General features: G+C 67.7%; 20 protein-coding genes, 1 pseudogene and 1 riboswitch. Of the genes and pseudogenes, 8 read left to right on the forward strand and 13 right to left on the reverse strand.

What is annotated here, in order from left to right; all coding sequences use genetic code 11:
- The first annotated feature begins 338 nt into the window (after positions 1–338).
- Both ACFQRE_RS18345 and ACFQRE_RS18350 read left to right on the forward strand, forming a co-directional pair.
- Positions 339–1,061, forward strand: a complete 723-nt coding sequence (locus ACFQRE_RS18345) for a VOC family protein (protein ID WP_380125215.1) — start codon at positions 339–341, stop codon at positions 1,059–1,061.
- A gap of 17 nt (positions 1,062–1,078) precedes the next feature.
- Positions 1,079–1,234: pseudogene (locus ACFQRE_RS18350) on the forward strand (ATP-binding domain-containing protein); the annotation flags it as partial.
- A gap of 51 nt (positions 1,235–1,285) precedes the next feature.
- On the opposite strand, the gene ACFQRE_RS18355 reads toward ACFQRE_RS18350, so the two are convergent.
- Positions 1,286–1,693, reverse strand: a complete 408-nt coding sequence (locus ACFQRE_RS18355; protein WP_380125217.1) for a VOC family protein — start codon at positions 1,691–1,693, stop codon at positions 1,286–1,288.
- 10 nt (positions 1,694–1,703) lie between these two features.
- Positions 1,704–2,147, reverse strand: a complete 444-nt coding sequence (locus tag ACFQRE_RS18360; protein ID WP_380125219.1) for a helix-turn-helix transcriptional regulator — start codon at positions 2,145–2,147, stop codon at positions 1,704–1,706.
- Between the two features lie 84 nt (positions 2,148–2,231).
- On the opposite strand from ACFQRE_RS18360, the gene ACFQRE_RS18365 reads away from it, so the two are divergent.
- Both ACFQRE_RS18365 and ACFQRE_RS18370 read left to right on the forward strand, forming a co-directional pair.
- Positions 2,232–2,693: a GNAT family N-acetyltransferase gene (locus ACFQRE_RS18365; protein ID WP_380125221.1), complete on the forward strand. Its 462-nt coding sequence runs from the start codon at positions 2,232–2,234 to the stop codon at positions 2,691–2,693.
- A gap of 50 nt (positions 2,694–2,743) precedes the next feature.
- A riboswitch (guanidine-III (ykkC-III) riboswitch) is annotated at positions 2,744–2,809 on the forward strand.
- A gap of 13 nt (positions 2,810–2,822) precedes the next feature.
- On the forward strand, positions 2,823–3,137 hold the full coding sequence (locus ACFQRE_RS18370) for a DMT family transporter (RefSeq protein WP_380125223.1): 315 nt from the start codon (positions 2,823–2,825) through the stop codon (positions 3,135–3,137).
- Positions 3,138–3,158: 21 nt separating this feature from the next.
- Here the strand turns inward: ACFQRE_RS18370 and ACFQRE_RS18375 are convergent, their stop codons facing one another.
- From ACFQRE_RS18375 to ACFQRE_RS18390, 4 genes are all read right to left on the reverse strand, one after another.
- Positions 3,159–3,560 (reverse strand): type II toxin-antitoxin system VapC family toxin, encoded by a 402-nt coding sequence (locus ACFQRE_RS18375; RefSeq protein ID WP_380125225.1) that lies wholly within the window; start codon positions 3,558–3,560, stop codon positions 3,159–3,161.
- Positions 3,547–3,777 (reverse strand): FitA-like ribbon-helix-helix domain-containing protein, encoded by a 231-nt coding sequence (locus ACFQRE_RS18380; RefSeq protein ID WP_380125227.1) that lies wholly within the window; start codon positions 3,775–3,777, stop codon positions 3,547–3,549. Before ACFQRE_RS18380 ends, ACFQRE_RS18375 begins: the two co-directional genes overlap by 14 nt.
- A gap of 55 nt (positions 3,778–3,832) precedes the next feature.
- A complete protein-coding gene (locus ACFQRE_RS18385; RefSeq protein ID WP_380125229.1) occupies positions 3,833–4,165 on the reverse strand; it encodes a single-stranded DNA-binding protein in 333 nt (110 codons plus the stop codon).
- 140 nt (positions 4,166–4,305) lie between these two features.
- Entirely contained in the window at positions 4,306–7,593 is a 3,288-nt protein-coding gene (locus tag ACFQRE_RS18390; RefSeq protein ID WP_380125231.1) for a GH92 family glycosyl hydrolase, read from the reverse strand.
- A gap of 169 nt (positions 7,594–7,762) precedes the next feature.
- Here ACFQRE_RS18390 and ACFQRE_RS18395 point away from each other — a divergent pair, with 169 nt between their 5' ends.
- The 4 genes from ACFQRE_RS18395 to ACFQRE_RS18410 all read left to right on the forward strand — a co-directional run bounded on the left by ACFQRE_RS18395 (position 7,763) and on the right by ACFQRE_RS18410 (position 12,074).
- Positions 7,763–8,518: an SGNH/GDSL hydrolase family protein gene (locus tag ACFQRE_RS18395; RefSeq protein ID WP_380125233.1), complete on the forward strand. Its 756-nt coding sequence runs from the start codon at positions 7,763–7,765 to the stop codon at positions 8,516–8,518.
- A 138-nt stretch (positions 8,519–8,656) separates the two neighbouring features.
- Positions 8,657–10,090, forward strand: coding sequence for a D-alanyl-D-alanine carboxypeptidase family protein (locus tag ACFQRE_RS18400; protein WP_380125235.1), 1,434 nt, complete (start codon positions 8,657–8,659; stop codon positions 10,088–10,090).
- Positions 10,091–10,139: 49 nt separating this feature from the next.
- Entirely contained in the window at positions 10,140–11,525 is a 1,386-nt protein-coding gene (locus ACFQRE_RS18405) for an MFS transporter (protein ID WP_380125237.1), read from the forward strand.
- 186 nt (positions 11,526–11,711) lie between these two features.
- Positions 11,712–12,074, forward strand: a complete 363-nt coding sequence (locus ACFQRE_RS18410; RefSeq protein ID WP_380125239.1) for an RNA polymerase-binding protein RbpA — start codon at positions 11,712–11,714, stop codon at positions 12,072–12,074.
- A 109-nt stretch (positions 12,075–12,183) separates the two neighbouring features.
- Here the strand turns inward: ACFQRE_RS18410 and ACFQRE_RS18415 are convergent, their stop codons facing one another.
- The 7 genes from ACFQRE_RS18415 to kdd are packed head-to-tail and all read right to left on the reverse strand — an operon-like array spanning position 12,184 to position 18,937.
- Positions 12,184–12,624, reverse strand: coding sequence for an FxsA family protein (locus ACFQRE_RS18415; protein ID WP_380125241.1), 441 nt, complete (start codon positions 12,622–12,624; stop codon positions 12,184–12,186).
- A gap of 56 nt (positions 12,625–12,680) precedes the next feature.
- Positions 12,681–13,454, reverse strand: coding sequence for a polyprenol monophosphomannose synthase (locus tag ACFQRE_RS18420; protein ID WP_380125243.1), 774 nt, complete (start codon positions 13,452–13,454; stop codon positions 12,681–12,683).
- On the reverse strand, positions 13,447–15,042 hold the full coding sequence (lnt, locus tag ACFQRE_RS18425; protein WP_380125245.1) for an apolipoprotein N-acyltransferase: 1,596 nt from the start codon (positions 15,040–15,042) through the stop codon (positions 13,447–13,449). The genes ACFQRE_RS18420 and lnt overlap by 8 nt, the downstream gene beginning before the upstream one ends.
- Positions 15,043–15,065: 23 nt before the next feature.
- On the reverse strand, positions 15,066–15,467 hold the full coding sequence (gene kal / locus ACFQRE_RS18430) for a 3-aminobutyryl-CoA ammonia lyase (protein WP_380125247.1): 402 nt from the start codon (positions 15,465–15,467) through the stop codon (positions 15,066–15,068).
- 4 nt (positions 15,468–15,471) lie between these two features.
- Positions 15,472–16,278, reverse strand: coding sequence for a lysine 5,6-aminomutase subunit beta (kamE, locus tag ACFQRE_RS18435; RefSeq protein WP_380125249.1), 807 nt, complete (start codon positions 16,276–16,278; stop codon positions 15,472–15,474).
- On the reverse strand, positions 16,275–17,852 hold the full coding sequence (kamD, locus tag ACFQRE_RS18440; protein ID WP_380125251.1) for a lysine 5,6-aminomutase subunit alpha: 1,578 nt from the start codon (positions 17,850–17,852) through the stop codon (positions 16,275–16,277). Before kamD ends, kamE begins: the two co-directional genes overlap by 4 nt.
- The gene (kdd, locus tag ACFQRE_RS18445; protein WP_380125253.1) at positions 17,849–18,937 is read right to left on the reverse strand and encodes an L-erythro-3,5-diaminohexanoate dehydrogenase; all 1,089 of its coding nucleotides are present in this window, start codon (positions 18,935–18,937) and stop codon (positions 17,849–17,851) included. The genes kamD and kdd overlap by 4 nt, the downstream gene beginning before the upstream one ends.
- Positions 18,938–19,024 lie beyond the last annotated feature (87 nt).

The raw sequence follows: 19,024 nt of genomic DNA on the forward strand, positions 1-19,024 counted from the left end.
GAACGCGGAAATGAGACAACTGACTGATCGGCAGCGCGTGGTGTACCTCGCGCGCGCAAAGAAGCGACTACGGGACGCACGGGCGATCCTCGCTCGGCTCTCTGAGGAAGGCGCTGGAGACGAGGCGGGCGATGCTCGCGCGCTCCTCAGGCCGTTGGAGCGGATGGACCTCAGCTCACTCTCTGACGAGCACAAGGTTGCGGAGAGCGTCGAGTTGTGAGGTGTCCGGGACCCCGTTCGGCACGACGTCGCGGGTCTTGCTGTGCACACTCACGGCCCAGACCCGTCTCGCCCAAATCCCGTTGCGCCGACTTTGGCGTGCTCCATACGGTGACTGCATGACAGCCCAGCTGCACGCCGTCCGGATCGACGCCCATGACTCGCGACGAGTCGCTGAATTCTGGGGCGGGGTGCTCGGCTGGGACGTCGTCGATGAGCCAGGCGGTGGCGTAGCGGTGATTCGACAGGATGGCGTGGCATACCGCCTCACCGTCCAGCAGACCGACACCCCCAAGCCGGACCAGAATCGGATCCACTTCGACCTGACGAGTGCCTCGCAGGCGGCCATGGACGCCACGATCGTGCGAGCACTGGAACTGGGCGGCCAACACATCGACATCGGACAGACGCCCGACGACGCCCATGTCGTTCTTGCCGACCCCGAAGGCAACGAACTCTGCGTCATCGAGCCCGGTAGCAATTTCCTGGCGGACACCGGCGTGATCGGCGCAGTCAATTGCGACGGCTCGCAGGCCGTCGGCTACTTCTGGAGCAAGGCGCTCGAATGGCCGCTGGTGTGGGACCAGGACGAGGAGACGGCCATCCAGTCCCCCGCTGGCGGCTCCAAGATCACCTGGAGCGGTCCGCCGCTCATGGAGCGCAACGGCCGAGACCGACTCCACCTCGACCTCTCGGTCGCGAGCGACACCGAGCTCGAAGCGGAGGTCGAGCGGCTGACTGTGCTGGGTGCCAGCCGCACCGAGGATCGCTCCGAAACCCCAGGGGCGGTCACCCTGATCGACCCTGACGGCAACGAGTTCCAGGTGCTCGTTCGCGCCTGACTCCCCCGGGCACAAAAAAGGCGCTGACGCCGGAGCTGTCCAAAGGTCTGGAGTTCGATCTCGTGGTCCTGGTCGATCCAGAGACGTTCGGGGACGGTATCGAGGGTGCCGTCGACCGCTACGTCGCCATGACCAGGGCGACTCAGCGGCTCGTCATCCTCACGGGCCGCTGAGTCGACGAGCCACTGAGCCCCTGGGTCGCACATCCGGCAACACCCTCGAGTTCAGGCCTGGTTGATGCGGACGTGGTTGCCGGCGGGGTCGCGGAACGCGCAGTCGCGCACACCCCACGGTTGGTTCGTGGGCTCCTGCGTGACCTCGGCCCCGCTGGCCTGAACCGCGTCGAACGTCTCGTCGAGGTTCGGCGTCGTCAACACGATGGTGGCGTAGGTCCCCTTGGCCATCATTTCGGCGATGGTGCTGCGCTCCTCGTCGGTGATGCCCGGGTCGGCCGCGGGCGGGCTCAGCACGATCGACGGAGCCGTGGTTCCGGCCGGCGCGACCGTGATCCAGCGCATGGTGCCCTGACCAACGTCGGTGAGGACGTCGAAGCCGAGGACGTCGCGATAGAAGGCGAGCGAGGCCTCCGGGTCGGTGTGGGGAAGGAACGTGTGGTGAATGGTGATGTCCATGCCGCAGACGCTAGTTGGGCGTCTCCGGCTGCGCTTCTCGATTCCTGATCGGTCTGGTGACGGCCTTGGTGACGCAGGAAGGCAACTCCCCGGCAGACTCCTCTGCCATCGCGCGATAGGTGCTGGGCGGCATCCCGACGAGCTCGGTGAATCGGGTGCTGAACGTTCCCAGTGACGAGAAGCCCACGGTGAAGCAGACATCGGTGACGCTGAGGTCACCGCGTCGGAAGAGCGCCATGGCCCGTTCGATCCGCCGAGTCATGAGGTAGCTGTAGGGCGACTCGCCGTAGGCAGCCTTGAACGACCGGCTGAGGTGGCCGGACGACATGTGCACGTCCCGTGCCAGGGCGTCGACGTTGAGCGGCAGCGCGAACTCACGGTCCATCCGATCGCGCACGCGCCGGAGCAGCACGAGGTCGCGCAACCTGTCCTCCGACGCCGAATTCCCACTCACACCTGCGATCTTGCTACGGCTGGCGGACTTGGCGCACCCCACTCCCCCATGGTCTCCGACTCGGGTGAGCGCTAGCCTCAGTGGATGGGGACGAGCTTCTCAGCCATCACAGACGACGAATTCCGCTGTGCCGCAGCCCTTTTGGTGGATTTCAACACGGAGTATGACGACCCGTCGCCGGAGCCGACGTGGCTCGCTGGTCACCTTTCAGACCTCGTGCGCGGCGGCGACACGAGTGTCCTGCTCACCGGTGCACCGCCCATCGGCCTGGCGATCCTGAGGTTCCGCACCGCGACGTGGGCGGTCGAGAAGGAGGCGTATCTCGCCGAGTTCTACGTCGCTCCTGCCCAGCGTGGCCATGGCATCGGCCGTCAGTTCCTCACCGAGGTCCTCGAGCATGCCCGTGAGCGCGGAGCCATCTACGTCGACCTGAACACTTCGGAGGACGACGAAGCTGCCCGTCATCTCTACGAGGCCTTCGGCTTCGACTGTCACGAGGGACGTGGCGAGGGCCCGCTCGCCATCTACTACGAACGCGACCTCTGAGTTCTGACCGAACGAATTTGCCTGCCACTCCCCCATGTGAGACCTTCGGATCAGAGCCTTTGATGAGGCTTCCGGACGAGGGGCGCCGTACCCGGCACGCGACAAGACGGCCCACAGGAGTGACTCGTCATGTCGTGGATCGTTCTCGTGCTGTCCGGTGTCCTGGAGGCGGTGTGGGCCACAGCTCTCGGCCGCTCCGAAGGCCTCAGCCGGCTCTGGCCCGCCGTCACCTTCGCCGCCGCTCTCGGGTTGAGCATGGCCGGCCTCGCCTTCGCCATGCGTGACCTTCCGGTCGGGACGGCGTATGCCGTGTGGGTCGGCATTGGTGCCGTCCTCACCGTGGGGTTCGCCATGGTGACCGGGCAGGAGCCCGCTTCGGCCGTGCGCCTCGTCCTCGTCGGCATGATCGTCACGGGTGTCGTGGGTCTCAAGCTGACCCACTGACCCATGCCTGACAGTGCTGGGTCAGCCCGGAGTTCTCAGTGTCTCGATGGCGCACCGGGGCCCATGGGCACGCGCCAGACGACGGTCGCCGGTGAGGAGTGCGGCGCCCCATGCCTCGGCCAGGGCCACGTACACCGCGTCATAGGGCGTGAGACTGTCTCGCAACTCCCAGCAACGAGCCAACAAGGGCCCATGGATCGCGCGCAGCAGCGGGAACTCACCCAAGTCCTCCATGGCGAGAGCCGCCCTGCGATGGCCCAACAGGCCCGCACGATGCTGTCGGCGGAGCACCGAAGCGACCTCAAGGTCGACCAGTTCCGGGGCGGTCAGTTCTTCGTCGCGCAACCGGGCCCGGGCGGCCTCGCCGTGAGGTCCGTCATCTGCGAGAGCGACGACGAGCACGCTGGCATCAACGACGAGCACGGTCCCCCCGGAGAGCCGTGACCGCGTCGGCGAGCGGGAGCGACCCACCAGATCGCTCGCCGACCCTGTCGAGGACCTCGGTGAGCGTGGGCCGGCTGGCCTCCGCGATCAAGCGAGAGCGCAAGTACTCCTGCAACGACTGGTGGGCGGCCGCCGCACGTTGGCGCAGCACCGCGTGGGTGTCCTCAGGCACATCCTTGATCTGAATGCTCGGCATGGCGCCATTATGGCGCCAGTTCTTTGGGTCGGCAATCCACTTCACGGGAAGGCACTCAGCCTCGACGGCGCGACAGCTTCGTCACCTCGACCTCGTAGCGGCTCGCCGCCCCACCCGGTGTGCGGAAGAAGCGCCGCCGCAGGGCACCGGTGGCGTGTACATGGTCGCCGTCGGCCACCCGCTCGGCAGACCGACGCGTGGCAGAGGACCAACACGCCAGGTCAATGGTGTCGACCGGCCCACCCTTCGGCCGGGCCACGACGAGCCGCAACGTCACCAACTGATCACCGCTGGGCAGCTCCCGAAGCTCAGGCTCCCCACTCACTCGACCCGACAGTTCGACAGCGTTGAGCGACGTCTCCGTCGGCTCACCGGTCTTGCTCGCCATGTTGCACTCCCTGTTCACGCCGCACGCGGCACCGATGTCTGGTGCCAGCGTGCGTCGGCGCGCTCAGGGGCCGCCAGCCACGGCGGGTGATCTGTGGACAACGACCCACCGATCACCCGCCTGTGGACAGACTCATCGCCTCACTGGAGCGTCAGTGCGTACACCTCGAAGCGTGGGTCGTTCGGCAGGGTGATCGACTGCAGCTGCTTGCCGCCGTCGGTCGCGCCACCCGCCGCGAACAGCTGCACCGGAGGTCCGTCGACACCCGATCCGCCCTTGATTCGGTGATCCATGGCGATCGCCACCGTGTTGCCGTTGTGACCACTACCAGCGGCCCAGTCCGTCAGCGACACAGGCACATTCGCCACCGAACCATCCGTGTACGTCACGCGCAACGAGGTCGAGACATCTCCGTTGTGCGTGGCTCCGATGAGTCGCAACTGGGACCGAGAGCCGGCCGGAACGAGCAACGTCTGACCCCGAGCCTCGACAAAGTTAGGCGTCGTCCCGAGAGCCGAGGGGACGGCATACGCCACTCCGTCGTGGACCCACGAACCGGCGGCCGGCAGCAGCGCGCCGTCGAAGGCCCAACCGCTCCCGTCGAAGTTGCCCTCGGTGCTGGCTGCCACCGTCGCCGTCCCGTCGTGGTTCCGTTCGGCGCCCAGGTCGACGGCGCACGGCGCCGCAGCCCCGGCACACGACAGCGGCTCCTTGAGAGTCACCTTCAGGGTGCGAACGACATCGGGCACGCCCGGCGCCGAGGCAGTGACGACGACCTCGTGGTCGCCCGCTCCCGCCCCAGCTGGCAGTCCCAAAGTCACCGGCACCGAGGCCGACGCAGGAACACCGTTGCTCTTGAGGACCACGTCGGTGCTGGCCTTCGTGGCCGTCCAACCCTCCGGCACGGCCACGGTCACCCGTGTCGGCAGACTCTTCTGCGCCTGCCCGAGCAGATCAACGACGAACTTGCCCGACGTCGAATCGGTCCCGAGGACAAGCGGATTGGGCCTCACCGTCATGCTGAGACTCACCTTGGACGAACCCTTGGAGGTCGACACGGTCGGCGGGACATCGGACGGACGCGTGCCCCAGGAGCTGGGGGTGTCGCCGACAACGTGCTGGAGCGAACCGCCGGATCGCAGTGCGTCCCAACCGATCCAGCTCTTCGTCGAACGCGACCCGTTGACATTCAGGGACTGCACGTAGCGACGGTCGTCCGAGACACCCGGCGCCGTGATGGTGAGGTGTCCACCTTGTCGTGCGGTGCCGGTCTCCGGGCGGGCCACGGTGATGTCGGTGCGCTCGAACTGCGGTGTGGAGACGACGAAGTAGTTCGCTCCACTCATCGGCGGGTGGATGCCCCAGGAGGACATGACGTACCAGGCCGACATCGTGCCGAGGTCGTCGTTGCCGGTCATCCCGTCCGGTCCGGGATTGAACAGTGTGTATGCCGCCCGCGTCACCGTTGCCGTCTTGGCCGGCTCCCGCACCCACGCATACATGTAGGGCGCGAGGAGGTCGGGCTCGTTGTTCGGGTTGTACGTCGGCTTGGAGTAGTAGGCGTAGGTCGCCTCGATCCAGTCGTTGCGCACCGTCCCCTCGGGGTCGGTCAGCAGCTTGTCGTAGGCGAAGAAGTCGTCGAGCCGCTGCGCTGCCTTGTCCTCGCCACCCAGGAGCTTGACGAGGTCTGCCGGATCCTGCGGCACGAGCCACTGGTACTGGTACGCCCCGCCCTCGTGGAACGCGTGCGACGCCTCCACCGGGTCGTAGGGGTCGAGCCAGCTGCCGTCCTCGAGTCGCGGACGGAAGGTGCCCGTGGTCGCGTCGAAGAGGTTGCGGTAGCTGCGGCCGCGCTCGTCGAACATCGCCGCGTCAGCGGTCTTCCCCAGGCCCTTGGCCATCTGCGCCAGGGACGCGTCAGCAGCCGCATACTCCAGCGTTGCCGACGCGGGGTGGACACAGTCGTTGTCGCCACCGTGGTGCACGCAGTCGGTGCCGAGCTCGAGCCCGAACGGGATGTAGCCGAGCTTCTCGTAGTAGTGCTGCCCACTGCGCCCGTTGAACTGACTGTCGACCGGCGGTCGCTCGGTGGCGTTCTGCCTGAGCAAGGCATAGGCCTCGGTTTCGTGCCCCGCGAGGAAGCCCTTCGACCAGCCCTCGACGAGGAACGGTGTCACGGGGTCGCCGGTCATGATGTTGGTCTCGCTGTTGGCCAGGGCCCACCGTGGCAGCCAGCCGCCCTCACGCCCGATGGCGAGGATCGACAAGTAGGAGTCACGTGCGACATCGGGCTCGAGGATCTCGAGCAACTGGTTCTGCGGCCGATAGGTGTCCCACAGCGAGAAGTTCTGGCGCGCCGTCCACCCGTCGCTGGTGTGCACCTTGCCGTCCCAGCCGAAGTACTTGCCGTCGACGTCCTCGGCGAGGTTGGGGTGGAGCAGCGCGTGGTAGAGCGCGGAGTAGTAGGCCGTGCGTCGAGCCGTCGTCCCACCCGTGATCCGCGCCTTGCCGAGCTGTTCCTCCCAGCGCTGCGTCAGCGCGGTGCGGGTCGCGTCGAAGTCGAACGATGTCCCCGTCTCGGCCGCGAGGTTGGCGCGGGCGCCCGGGACGCCGGTATAGCTCAGCCCGACCTTGAGGGTGCTGGTGGTCGTGCCGGCGGGGAACGTCACCCAGGCACCGTTGCCTCCGCGCTCGGTCGAGGCATCGCGAGCGCCCGGGGTGCGCGTCGAGCCCGTCCACGTTCCGAAGCTCTCGAACGGCGCGTCGAACTGGGCCGAGAAGTAGATCGTGTGCTCGTCCTTGCCGGCACAGAAGTTGCCGTTGTGGATGCGCCCCTCGATCGTGCGGTCACCCACGACGTGAATCTCGGAGTCGAAGACCGTGCTGTTGGCCTTGGCCGTGTTGAAGAGCACGTTGGCCTGCTGGCCCGTCGGGAAGGTGTAGCGCTGCCAACCCGTGCGGTCGGTCGCCGTCAGTTCGGCGTCGATGTCGTACTTCGTGAGCCCCACCCGGTAGTACCCCGGTGTCGCCTCCTCGTCGTCGTGGGTGAAACCGCTCCGGTATGCCGCGGTGTCGGTCGACGTGACCGCTCCCGTGGTCGGCATGACCGGGAGTTCACCGACCACTGGACATCCGACACCCGACAGGTGCGTCTGGCTGAAGCCGTGGATGAAGGACTGTGAATAGTCGTAGCCGCCCTCCCCCCCGGTGTCCGGGCTGACCTGGACCATCCCGAACGGCGCGCTGGCGCCGGGGAACGTGTTGCCGTTGTCCTGGGTGCCGATGAAGGGGTTCACCTCGGACGTGAGCGGTGTGGCCGCCTGCGCGGCGGGCAGCCCTCCCGATCCGGTGCTCGGCGCGGCGATGCCGAGAGCAAGGACGAGGCTGCCGACAAGAGTTGCGGCGGGCCGGGACAGTGTGCGGCGCATTGGATGCTCCTTGTGGGGCGACGGTGATCCACGAGCGGGTGAGGCTTCACCATCTCGGCCGCGCATGAGTGGGTCAATCGGAAGGTCCTGCCTTGTCCACTCAGGTCAGGCGACCGGACAGGTCGAAGGGTCCGCGTGAGGTCGTTGCTCTCGTGGAACACTGCTGACCATGAATGACCGTCTCGAGAACGGCGCACTCGCAGCCCTCCTCGTCCTCACCCTGATCCTCGTGGGCTTCTCGTTGCGCAGCCGGACACCCGAGGCATCCGCCCCTGCGGGTCCGGGGACGTCCGCGTCGCCAACGGCCGGACCGACGCCTTCGAGGTCCGCGCCCTCATCGTCCCCGACCTCATCGTCCGACTCGGTCGTCTTCCTGGGTGACTCCGTGGCGGAGGGCAAGAGCGCGACAGCCCCGGCGAAGCGTTGGACGAGGATCGTCGCGGCCGAGCTGGGCCTCACGGAGGTCAACCTCGGACATGCCCGCACCGGCTACATCAGGATGGGGCCCGAGGGTTCCTGCGGTGAGGCGGCGTGCCCCAACTTCGAAGGGGTCGCGGCCGAGGTGGCCAGGGCCAAGCCCAAGACGATCGTCGTCACCGGCGGCGGAAACGACTCTGGCCTTCCGGCAGACGAGTTCGCCCAAGCCGTGACGGACACCCTGGCCGATCTCAAGAAGGCTGCGCCCGGGGCCACGATCTACGTCGTCAACCCGTGGTGGGACCTGCGCCCCGTGCCGCGCTCACTGACCGAGCAGACGTCGGCTGTCCAAGCCGCTGCGATGAGGGCCGATGTCGTCTACCTCGACACCAAGCAGCCGCTCGTCGACAAGCCAGACCTCATGGTGGCCAGCGGCACCAACCCCAACGACGCTGGTCACGCGATTCTCGCCAAGGCGGTCGCCGACGCCATCACACGGTCGGGCTGACAGGCACGACGCCACCCTCTAGTGTTGACGGGACGACCGCCGGGTACTGCCCGGTCAAGCGCAGGGGGCGCGGTGGACGCGCCCAGAGAGCGAACCTCGATCATGCAACGGAGACGACTGTCGCGAGCCGCGACAGGGTTGGCTGCCACAGCGGCTGCCGTTGCGCTGACCTTTGGCGTCGCGTCAGCCGAGCCGATCCTCCCGCCCATCACCGTGCTGCCGGTCGAGACCACACCGCCCCCACCCCCCGAGACGACGCCTCCACCGCCGCCCGAGACGACGACGCCTCCTCCGGTCACCACGACACCGCCGCCGACCACCAAGCCTCCAGGCTCGACAACACCCCCGGCGCCCCCGACACCGCCCAAGCCCAAGCCGACGACGCCGCGCCTGCCGTGGCAGCCGCCGAATCCGGGCGAGTCCGATGACGGCCCCCGCTCCTTCGACCCGGACACGTTGTTGACCACGGCTGACCTCGCCAAGCAGATCGACGCCGCCGACCAGATCTGGGCCCAGATCACCGCTTCCAACACCGGACTGTCCATCGCGCTCAAGGAGCTGCAAGGTGTGGCAACCCAGTCCAACGCACTCCTGGAGTCGTTGACGGAGGCGCGAGCCGCCGAGCAGGCAGCCACCGACTCCGCAACCCAGGCCAAGATCGAGCTCGGCGTCCTCCAGGGGCGCCTGGCGCGGTCGCGCGCCATCGTGCGCGAGTGGGCCTTCCAGGCCTACGCCGAGGGCGGCACGGGTGGCGAGATGCTCTCGATGCTCGACGCCATGCGCGCCGAAGAAGCCGACGTGGGTGACCCGCTCGGCGACCTCTCCTACCTCACCGACCAGCGCGTTCGAGCCGTCGACGAGGTGCGGACCCTGACCGCCCGCCAGAACCAGCTGACGTCCAGTCGTGCGGCGGCTCAGAAGGCCGCCACCGACGCCGCCGCCAGGATCGTCACCGAGAAGGCCGCCCTCGACGTCCTCGTCAAGTCGCAGCAGGCCAAGCTGACGCTCCTGCAGAAGACGCAGGCCGCCGAGGTCGCCAAGGCCGGCCCGATCGCGGCCTACCTCGTGGGCATCCAGACACCCGAGGCCAAGGCTGCCTACGCGAAGTTGCAGAAGGTCCTCGGGTCGTCGTTGGCCACGGCAGGTGTCGGCAAGCCGTGCAGCACGGCCAGCAACGCCTACCCCAACGGCATGTTCCCTGCGTCGGCGCTCTGCCCCCTGTGGCAGGCCCCCGGAGAGATGCTCTCGCCACGTGCCGCCGCCGCATTCAACGCGATGAGCCAGGCCTACGCCCGGCAGACCGGCAGCCCAATCTGTGTCACCGACTCGTACCGCTCGCTGAGCCAGCAATACATCACCAAGGCCAAGCGTGGACGCTTCGCTGCCCGTCCCGGCACGAGTCGTCACGGCCTTGGCATGGCGCTCGACCTCTGCGGTGGCATCAACAACTTCGGCTCACCCGCCCACATGTGGATGAAGCAGAATGCCCCGCTCTACGGCTGGTTCCACCCGAGTTGGGCAGGTCCCTCCGGTGCCACACCGGAGCCGTGGCACTGGGAGTTCGCAGGCTGAGTAGACATACTCGCCCCACACCCCGGGCGGGTGTGGGAAGGTTCGGCTCATGACGACGCAGTCGGCCGTGGCCGCGACCGGGGACTACACCGAAACAGCCAAATACCAGCGTCCTTGGTACTGGTACGACTGGGCCAACTCGGCGTTCGTGACCACAACGGCGACCGTCCTCTTCGGCCCCTACCTCACGGCGATCGCCACCGAGGCGGCCTGTCCCGGACTGGCCGAAGGCGCCGACTGCAGCACCGACCTCAACGTCCTGGGTCTGCCGATCGACCCGGGGTCGCTGCACCCCTACACCGTCGGGTTGTCGACCTTCGTCGGAGCCGTACTCCTCATCTTCGTGGGCGCCATCGCCGACCGGACCAAGCGACCGGCGCGGCTCATGGCGCTCTTCGCCGGCATCGGATCGGTCGCCGCGTCCCTGATGTTCTTCGTCAAAGGCACCAATTGGCAGCTGGGCGTTCTGCTGCTGATGATCGCGAGCATCGCGCTCGGTGCCTCCCTCGTGGTCTACGACGCGATCCTCGTCCGGATCGCGTCACCGGATGATCGCGACAAGGTCTCCTCGCGTGGATGGGCGCTGGGCTACCTCGGCGGCGGACTGCTGCTCGCGGTCAACTTCCTCATGCTCAGCAACGAGGACACGTTCGGTGGGACAGGGTCGACGGTGCGCCTCAGCATGCTCATGGCCGGACTGTGGTGGGGGCTCTTCACCCTCATCCCCGTCATCGGAATGTGGCAGATGCGCGGTGTCGCACGTCCGGTTGTCGCGGCTCAGGCCGGTGTCGTCGGTGGCACCTTCCGTCAGCTGAAGGACACCTTCAAGCACGTCCGCATGCTGCGTCAGACGATGCTCTTCCTCATCGCCTACATGTTCTTCAACGACGGGATTCAGACCGTCATCGGCCAGTCCAGCCTCTATGGCACCGCCGAGTTGGGCTTCTCCGAGACGACGATGCTCACGCTCTTCCTCATGGTGCAGTTCGTGGCCTTCGGTGGTGCCCTCATCTTCGGCCGCATCGCTCGCACCCAGGGCGCTTGGCGCACGGTCCTGGCGGGTATCTGCATGTGGGTGCTCGTGATCGTGGCGGCCTATTTCGTCCCGGAGCGAGCCACGGGCGCCCTCTTTGGTCTGGGCGTCGGCATCGGCCTCGTCCTGGGTGGCACCCAGGCGTTGAGCCGCTCGATGTACTCCCAACTCGTTCCCCGCGACCGGGAGGCTGAGTTCTTCAGCCTCTACCAAGCGCTGGAGCGCGGCACGAGCTGGTTCGGGGCCGTCATCTTCGGTGTGGTGCACCAACTGACCGATTCCTACCGTCCGGCCATTCTCGCCCTCATCGTCTTCTTCGTCGTCGGTGGCGCGCTCCTGGCCAAGGTCGACATGCGTCGCGGCATCCAAGAGGCCGGCAACGATGTGCCAGCGGTGGTCTAGATCCGCTAGACTGATCTGTCGCGCCGTTAGGGCGTGATTCCGGTCACAGGGGGAGCTGCGCCCAAGCACGGGCGGCAGCGACGTCATCGCTGTTCTCGGAACAACGGCGGTGCCTCAGCCGTTTCATCTGTGACACCCGACGCGGCACCCATCCGTCGGGATCCACGAATTCGTTGGGAGATACCCATGGCAGAACGCAGCCTGCGCGGCAGCCGACTCGGCGCCCTCAGCATGGAGACGGACGAGAACGTCGTCCCGAGCGAGCGTCAGATCACCACGTACCTGTGCCCGCAGGGACACCGCATCGAGCTTCCGTTCTCGATCGAGGCAGAGATTCCCGCCACCTGGGAGTGCCGCTGCGGCGAGGACGCCAAGCTTCAGGGCGGCGGCCCCGAGCCCGAGCCCAAGCCGGTCAAGCCGGCTCGTACCCACTGGGACATGCTGCTCGAGCGTCGCTCCATCCCCGAGCTCGAGGAACTCCTTGAGGAGCGTCTCCTGCTCCTTCGCGCCTCCCGTGGCGAGAAGCCGGGCAAGAAGAAGTCGGCCTGAGGGTCACTCCCCACTCAACGCCGTATGCCGTGTGCCCGTTTGGGCACACGGCATACGTGCGTTCGCGGTCCCATTGCGTGCGCACTGCCGAGCGGGTATGCCGGGTGGCTCAGTCGACGACTTCGCCGCGGATCGTGCCTCGCGCGCCGGGGGACGGCTGACCGTCCGCGCCTGACGGGAAGGGCATCCGCACCAGCACACGGCTCGCAACGAAGGCCTCGAGGATGCGACGCGCGAAAACCCGGGTGAACGAGAGCACGAAGAAGAGCCCGATGATGTCGCTGACGAATCCGGGAAGCAGCAGGAACGCGCCGCCAATGAGGACGAGCACCCCGTCGGCGATCTCCTTGCTGGGCATGCGGCCGGTCTGCGAGGCCTCCCGCAGCGCCTTCCAGGTCCGTGCACCCTCGCGGCGCACGAGCCACGTGCCGAGGACGGTGAGGAGCAAGAGCGCGAGGATCGTCCAGCCCAGGCCGATGGTCTTGCCCACGGCAATGAGGACGGCGATCTCGATGATCGGGGTCAGGATGAGGCCGACCAGGACGAACACGAGCCAACGAGGACGCTTCTGACGGCGCGCATAAGGGGTGGAGCCGATCGGGTGTGTCACAACTTGTGCCAACGAGCGCGGCCCGTCAGCCGTTCCCTCACCTGGTCGACGCGACGCTGCACTCCCCAGACCGTGATCCGGGTCAGGGACTCCCGCACGATGCTCTGGTCCATCTTGGACTCGCCGTGCTCGCGCTCGACGAAGGTGATCGGGACCTCGACGACCACGAGGCCGGCCTGGACGGCCCGACGGGTGAGGTCAACCTGGAAGCAGTAGCCGGCGGACTCGACGCTGGCGAGATCGAGCTGCCGCAGTGCCTCGGACCGGTAGACGCGGTAGCCAGCCGTCGCATCGTTGACCCGCATGCCGAGCACGAGGCGCGTGTAGATGTTGCCGCCCACGCTGAGGACCTTGCGGTGCGCTGGCCAGTTGACGACCTCGCCACCGGGGACCCACCGCGATCCGATGACGAGGTCAGCCTGCTCGGCTGCCTCGAGCATCCGTCGCAGGTCCTCGGGTCGGTGCGATCCGTCCGCATCCATCTCGACGAGCGCGTCGTAGCCGCGATCGAGGGCCCACGCAAAACCGTGGAGGTATGCCGCCCCGAGACCTTCCTTGCCAGCTCGGTGCAGGACGTGGACCTGGTCGTCGGCCTCGGCGAGTTCGTCCGCGAGCGCGCCGGTGCCGTCGGGCGAGTTGTCGTCAAGGACGCAGACGTCGATCTCGGGGACGGCACGCCGAACCCGCCCGACGATTGTCGGGAGGTTCTCGCGCTCGTTGTAGGTCGGGATGAGCACGACAACGCGGTCGAGAGGGGGACGCTCAGTCAACGTGGTCCTTCGTGGGTGGTGCCGAAACAAGTCGCTCGACCCTATCCCGTCGACTGCCCAGGCCAACCGCAACGACGAGAGCGATGAGCGCCACAGTGGCGAGTCGCTCGGGCCACGGGCCGAGCTGGTCCGCCAGGGTGCGATCGCTGCGGATGGCCACGGAGCCGATCCGCTGCTCGGCGGTGAACAGCCCGGTCTTGCCGGTGACGGATCCGTCGGGCGCGATGAAGCCGGACACGCCGACGGTCGACACGTGGGCCACGGAGCGACCGTGCTCGATGGCCCGGATGCGCGAGATCGCGAACTGCTGCTCCGACTCGGCGGTGTAGCCGAACGTCGCGTTGTTGGTCTGGACGAGCAGGAGGCTCGCGTCCTTGCCGGGTTGGGTCACGGAGTCACGCATGAGGTCGTCGTACGCCACTTCGAAGCAGATCGTCGGCAGCGCCCAGTAGGCGCCGGAGGCCGCGTCGACCTGGAAGGCGCCCAGGACCTTGCCCTGCGCGAAGTCCTTGGTGACGAGGTCGACCTTGTCGCTGAAGTTGCGGAAGAAGGAGCGGTAGGGGATGTATTCGGCGAAGGGCACCGGATGGTTCTTGACGTAGCGCCCGGGCTCCCCTCCCCCGGGCTGGTAGAACAGCGAGACGTTGGAGACCTTGGGCGCCGGCTCCTGGAGCACTGCTCCGACGATGACGGGCACGCCGACCGAAGCGACGGCGCGCTGCACCTGAGCTGCGGCGTCAGCGTTGCGGATCGGGTCGATGTCGGAGGCGTTCTCGGGCCATACGACGAGGCTGAGTGGTCCGGGTACCCGCTCGCCCAGGTCCGTCTTCGCCGTCTCCGCCAGGAGTTCCGTCCCCCGCACGTGGTTGTCGAGGACGGCGCGACGCTCGGCATTGAAGTCGAGCCCGGGATGCGGCACGTTGCCCTGCACGAGGCCGACAGTCACCCGCCGCCCGTCGACCGATGGAACGAGCAGGACGCCAATGACGGCAACGAATCCGACCGTCAGCGCGAGCTGAAGGCCCGCAAACCTCCAGTTGTCGCGCATGGCCATGGCTGCCATGAGGAGTTCGGCGCCGACGAGGGCCACGGCGAACGTCACGCCGGGCGCCCCCAGGAACTGCGCCACGTTGGCGAGCGGGCTGTCGGCCTGGCTGAATGCGAGTCGGGCCCAGGGGAATCCACCGAAGGGCGTCGTCCCACGGGCGAGCTCTTGCGCGACCCAGGCGAGCGGGATCACGGCATACACGGCGTCTCCCCACCGCGGACGGAGTCGCTGGCCGACGAACCCGACCACCGCGCACATGACGCCGAAGTACAGCGCCTCGAGGGTGGCCAAGGCCCCCCAGGGCAGCTTGCCGACATAGACCCCGGACCACGACAGGACGGGGACGAAGAACGCCCAGCCGGCCACGACGCCGAGACCGAAACCGCGCCGGGCGCCGACGTCGAGCGTCACGGCTCCGAGGAGCGCTACGGCGGCCGGCGCGAGCCACCAGAGGTTGTGTTCCGGGAAGGCCAGCCACAGCAGGATCCCGGCGAGCATCGCACCGACGAGGCGCACGGCATACGGGATCTTGGGCGGCACGCAGCCACCGTAGGTCACCAACCTCAGCTCGGCGGCACCACCACGACACCGCGGGCCGTCGTGGCGACGATCGGCGGGTCGAGGACGTCGGCGGCGGACTCGCCCCGCTCGGGATTGCCCCGGGTCACGACGCGGACGACGAATTCCATCTCACGGCTACGGGTGCCCACCCGCACGAGGGTGGCCTCGATCTCGATGCAGTCGCCGGCGCGCACGGGAGCGAGGAACTGCACGTCGCTGTAGGACGCAAAGAGCCCCTCGTCACCGTCGGTGACGATGCACATCTCGGTGGCGACGTCACCGAAGGCAGCCAGGGAGTAGGCGCCGTCGACGAGGTTGCCGGCGTAGTGGGCGTGGCTGTAGGGCACGTAGCGACGGTGGAGGACGGTGGTCCCTCGTGGAGACGCAGCGGTGGTGTCATTCATGTCTTCAGGCTCCCTTGGCTTGGCGGTCGGCGTCTCGCTGAGGGACGAGGGCGTGGATGAGATAGCTCGCGACCTCACCGGGTGTCGTGCCGCGGCCGAAGATCCGGTCCACGCCGAGCGAACCGGCCGAACCCTCCTCGAACCGGGGGCCTCCGACGACGAGCAGCGGCACCTTGCCGGCCGGGAAGGCCTCGCGGAAGGCGGCCGACATCGCGGTCGTGTTGTGGATGTGCGCGTCGCGCTGGGTGACGACCTGGCTCACGAGGACGGCGTCGGCCCTGGCCTCGCGGGCGCGCTCGACGAGCTCGGGGATGAGGACCTGGGCGCCAAGGTTCACGACGGTGATCTCGCGGTGGTACTCGAGGCCCTTCTCCCCCGCGAAGCCCTTGATGTTGAGGATCGCGTCGATGCCCACGGTGTGGGCGTCGGTGCCGATGCACGCGCCGACGACGACGAGCTTGCGTCGCAGGTGCTTCTTGATCGCGGTGTTGATCTCCTTGCCGGACAGCAACGGGAACTCGCGCTCGACGACCTCGACGAGGTGCGGTTCGACGAGGTGCTTGACCGACCCGTAGACGACGAAGAAGGTGAACCCGTCGCCGATCGCCTTGCTGTGCACGACGATGGCCGGCTCGATGCCCATCTTGCCGGCGAGCTGGAGGGCGGCGCCCTCCGCGCGCTTGCTGCTGGCCATCGGGAGGGTGAAGGAGACCTGGACCATGCCGTCGCCGGTCTGGTCGCCGTAGGGACGGATGACCGAGGGCGTCGAGTCGGTCGATGCCTCAGGGGTCGGGACCTTGGACACGCTCATCGGGTGGCGCCCGTCTCGAGAAGGGTGATGGCCGGGTTGTCGTAGCCGGCGGCGCGCACGATGACACCGTCGAGCCCCTTGCCAGCCGTTGCGGGGCGCTTCATCTCGCCGAAGGTCCCGTCGGCGATGGCCTCCAGAAGGGGCGCGCGACTGGGCTCGTCGGTGATCTGCTGGAGCAGGTCGATCGCCTCCCCCAGGACGTGGCGGGCCCGCGTCTGGATGAACCCGTCGCGCGGCGGGTGGAAGTCCTCGGTCAGTCCGCCTGCCGCGTTGAGGACGTAGCGGACGTTCTGCAGGGCGATGTCGCGGTCCGAGATCCAGGGCGTGACGACGGCCTCGGTCATCATCCCGACGAGCAGGATCCCCTGTCCGGTGAGAGCGCCGACGAGGTTGAAGAAGCCGTCGAGCAGGTTGCCCTTGAAGACGTCACCGGTCATGTGCTTGGTCGGCGGCATCCACTTCAGCGGCGCGTCCGGGAAGAGGGTCCGGGCGAGGAGCGCGTGGGCCAGCTCCATCCGGAACGAGTCGTGCAGGTCGGGGTTGATCTCGAACGCGTGCCCGAGGCCGAGCTGCCAGTCCTCGAGCCCGGCCTCCTTGGCGAAGTACTCGTTGAGCAGCTGGCTCACGGTCACCGTGTGCGCGGCCTCAACGGCGTCACTCGTCGTGAGGTAGTTGTCCTCACCGGTGTTGATGATGATGCCGGCGCGCGCGTGCACCTGACGCGAAAACCGTTGGTCCACAAAGGTTCTGATCGGGTTGATGTCGCGGAAGAGGATGCCGTACATCGAGTCGTTGAGCATCATGTCGAGCCGCTCCATGCCCGCGAGCGCCGCGATCTCGGGCATGCACAAACCGGACGCGTAGTTGGTCAGTCGGATGTAGCGGCCGACCTCCTTGCTCGTCTCGTCGAGCGCGGCCCGCATGAGCCGGAAGTTCTCCTGGGTGGCGTACGTCCCGGCATACCCCTCGCGGGTTGCGCCCTCGGGGACGTAGTCGAGCAGGCTCTGTCCGGTGGAACGGATGACGGCGATGACGTCGGCGCCCTCGCGCGCGGCCGCCTGCGCCTGCGGGATGTCCTCGTAGATGTCGCCGGTGGCGACGATGAGATAGATCCAGGGCCGCTGCTTCGGGTCACCGTGTCGCTTGATGAGCCGGTCACGTGCGGCGCGTTGCTTGTCAATCGTGCGTATGCCGCCCGCCACCGCTTGTCGGGACTGCTTGGCTGCCGCTGTGGCGACCTTGCCTTCGGGGATGCGGAACTCGACCGAGCGGCTGCTCGCCATCTGGGCCAGCGTCAACAGGTCGGGCGCAGCCCCGCGTCGGAGGGCGTCCCAGACCGGCAGGGTCACGCCGTGTTCGAGGCCCGCGCTCTCGCGGACAGCGTCGACGAGGTGGTTGACCCACGGGACGCGTTCGTGGTCAGCACCGGAGAGTCCGGCGAGGCGCAGCGTGGCGCGCTCGACCGAGACGGTCGTGTGCTTGTTGGCGATGTCGACGACCGGTTTGCCGACCTTGCGGGCGAGGGCGCGGGCACGTCGGACATCGGCTCTGTCGAGCTCGAGCAGCGGGGTCACGCGTGGTCCTCCTGAGTGAGTCGGCCTTCGAACAGGCCTCTGACCGCGGCGTTGCCGCGGATGAGTTCGAGCGCGTATGCCGCGTGCCCGGGGACGTAGCCGTTGCCGACCAGCATGGTCACGTCGGCGGCCAAGCCCTCGGCCCCGAGCGCTGCGGCGGCGAAGTTCGTCGCCATCGAGAAGAAGATGACCGTGCCACCCTCGGACGTCGCGAGGATGGCTGGCTGCTCACACCCGGTGACATCGACACAGACGACGGTGAGGTCGGCCGGACCGCCGACGGTCGCGAGCGCCTCGGTGAGCCCGAGCGGGTTGCGGGCGTCGGCGATGACGACGTGAGTCGCGAGGCCGGTGCCGTCAAGGAGATCGGCCTCGGCCTGGTCGCGCACGACCGCCACCCGGCGCGTGGCGCCGGCATCGGCAGCAGCGACGAGCGAAAGCGAACCGGACTTGCCCGCTCCCCCGAGCACGACAACGGACGGACCGTCGACGGAGGGCGACGTGTCAGCGGAACGAGAGCGGGCGGCATACCCCTTGACTGTCCGGGAGACGAGCGCCGGTGCGCCGCAGACATCCATGACCATCAGCGCAAGCTCGGGCGACAGGTCGTCAGGCAGGGTGGCGGCGATCGAGCGGCCGAAGAGGATCGCGTGACCCTGCGCGGGTACCCGCTCCCCCAGACCGTCCCAGCTCGCCAGGCCGTCCGTGATGGCCAGCGGTGTGAGGGACAGCGACACGAGGGTGGCCACGCGATCGCCGGCGGTGAGTCCCAGCGTCGAGTCGGGACCTACTTCGGCGACCGTGCCGATGAGCATGCCGCCACTGCCGGTGACGGGGTTCTGCATCTTGCCGCGTTCCCCCACGATCGCGAGGACCTCGCTGCGGATGGCGGCACCGTCACCCTCGTGCTTGTCGTGGAGCTGTCGGTAGGACGCAGCATCGAGGTTGAGGGTTTCGATGTCGATGCGGACTTCATCGGGCCAGATCTCAGGGCGGGGATCGAGGACACGCGCGGCCTGAGGCAGCGATTCGCCGACCGGCTCGAGGACTCGATGCACTCCGAACGGGGAGCTTGTCGTGCTCACCTGTGGCGTTCCACGCACGGGAAGTTCTCCTGTCTGACAACACTGGGCAACAAATATTGCGGGATGAAGATGACTTGCGGGTGGTCT

The sequence above is a fragment of the Knoellia pratensis genome, assembly GCF_042666395.1.
In the GTDB taxonomy this organism is placed as follows: Bacteria; Actinomycetota; Actinomycetes; order Actinomycetales; family Dermatophilaceae; genus Knoellia; species Knoellia pratensis.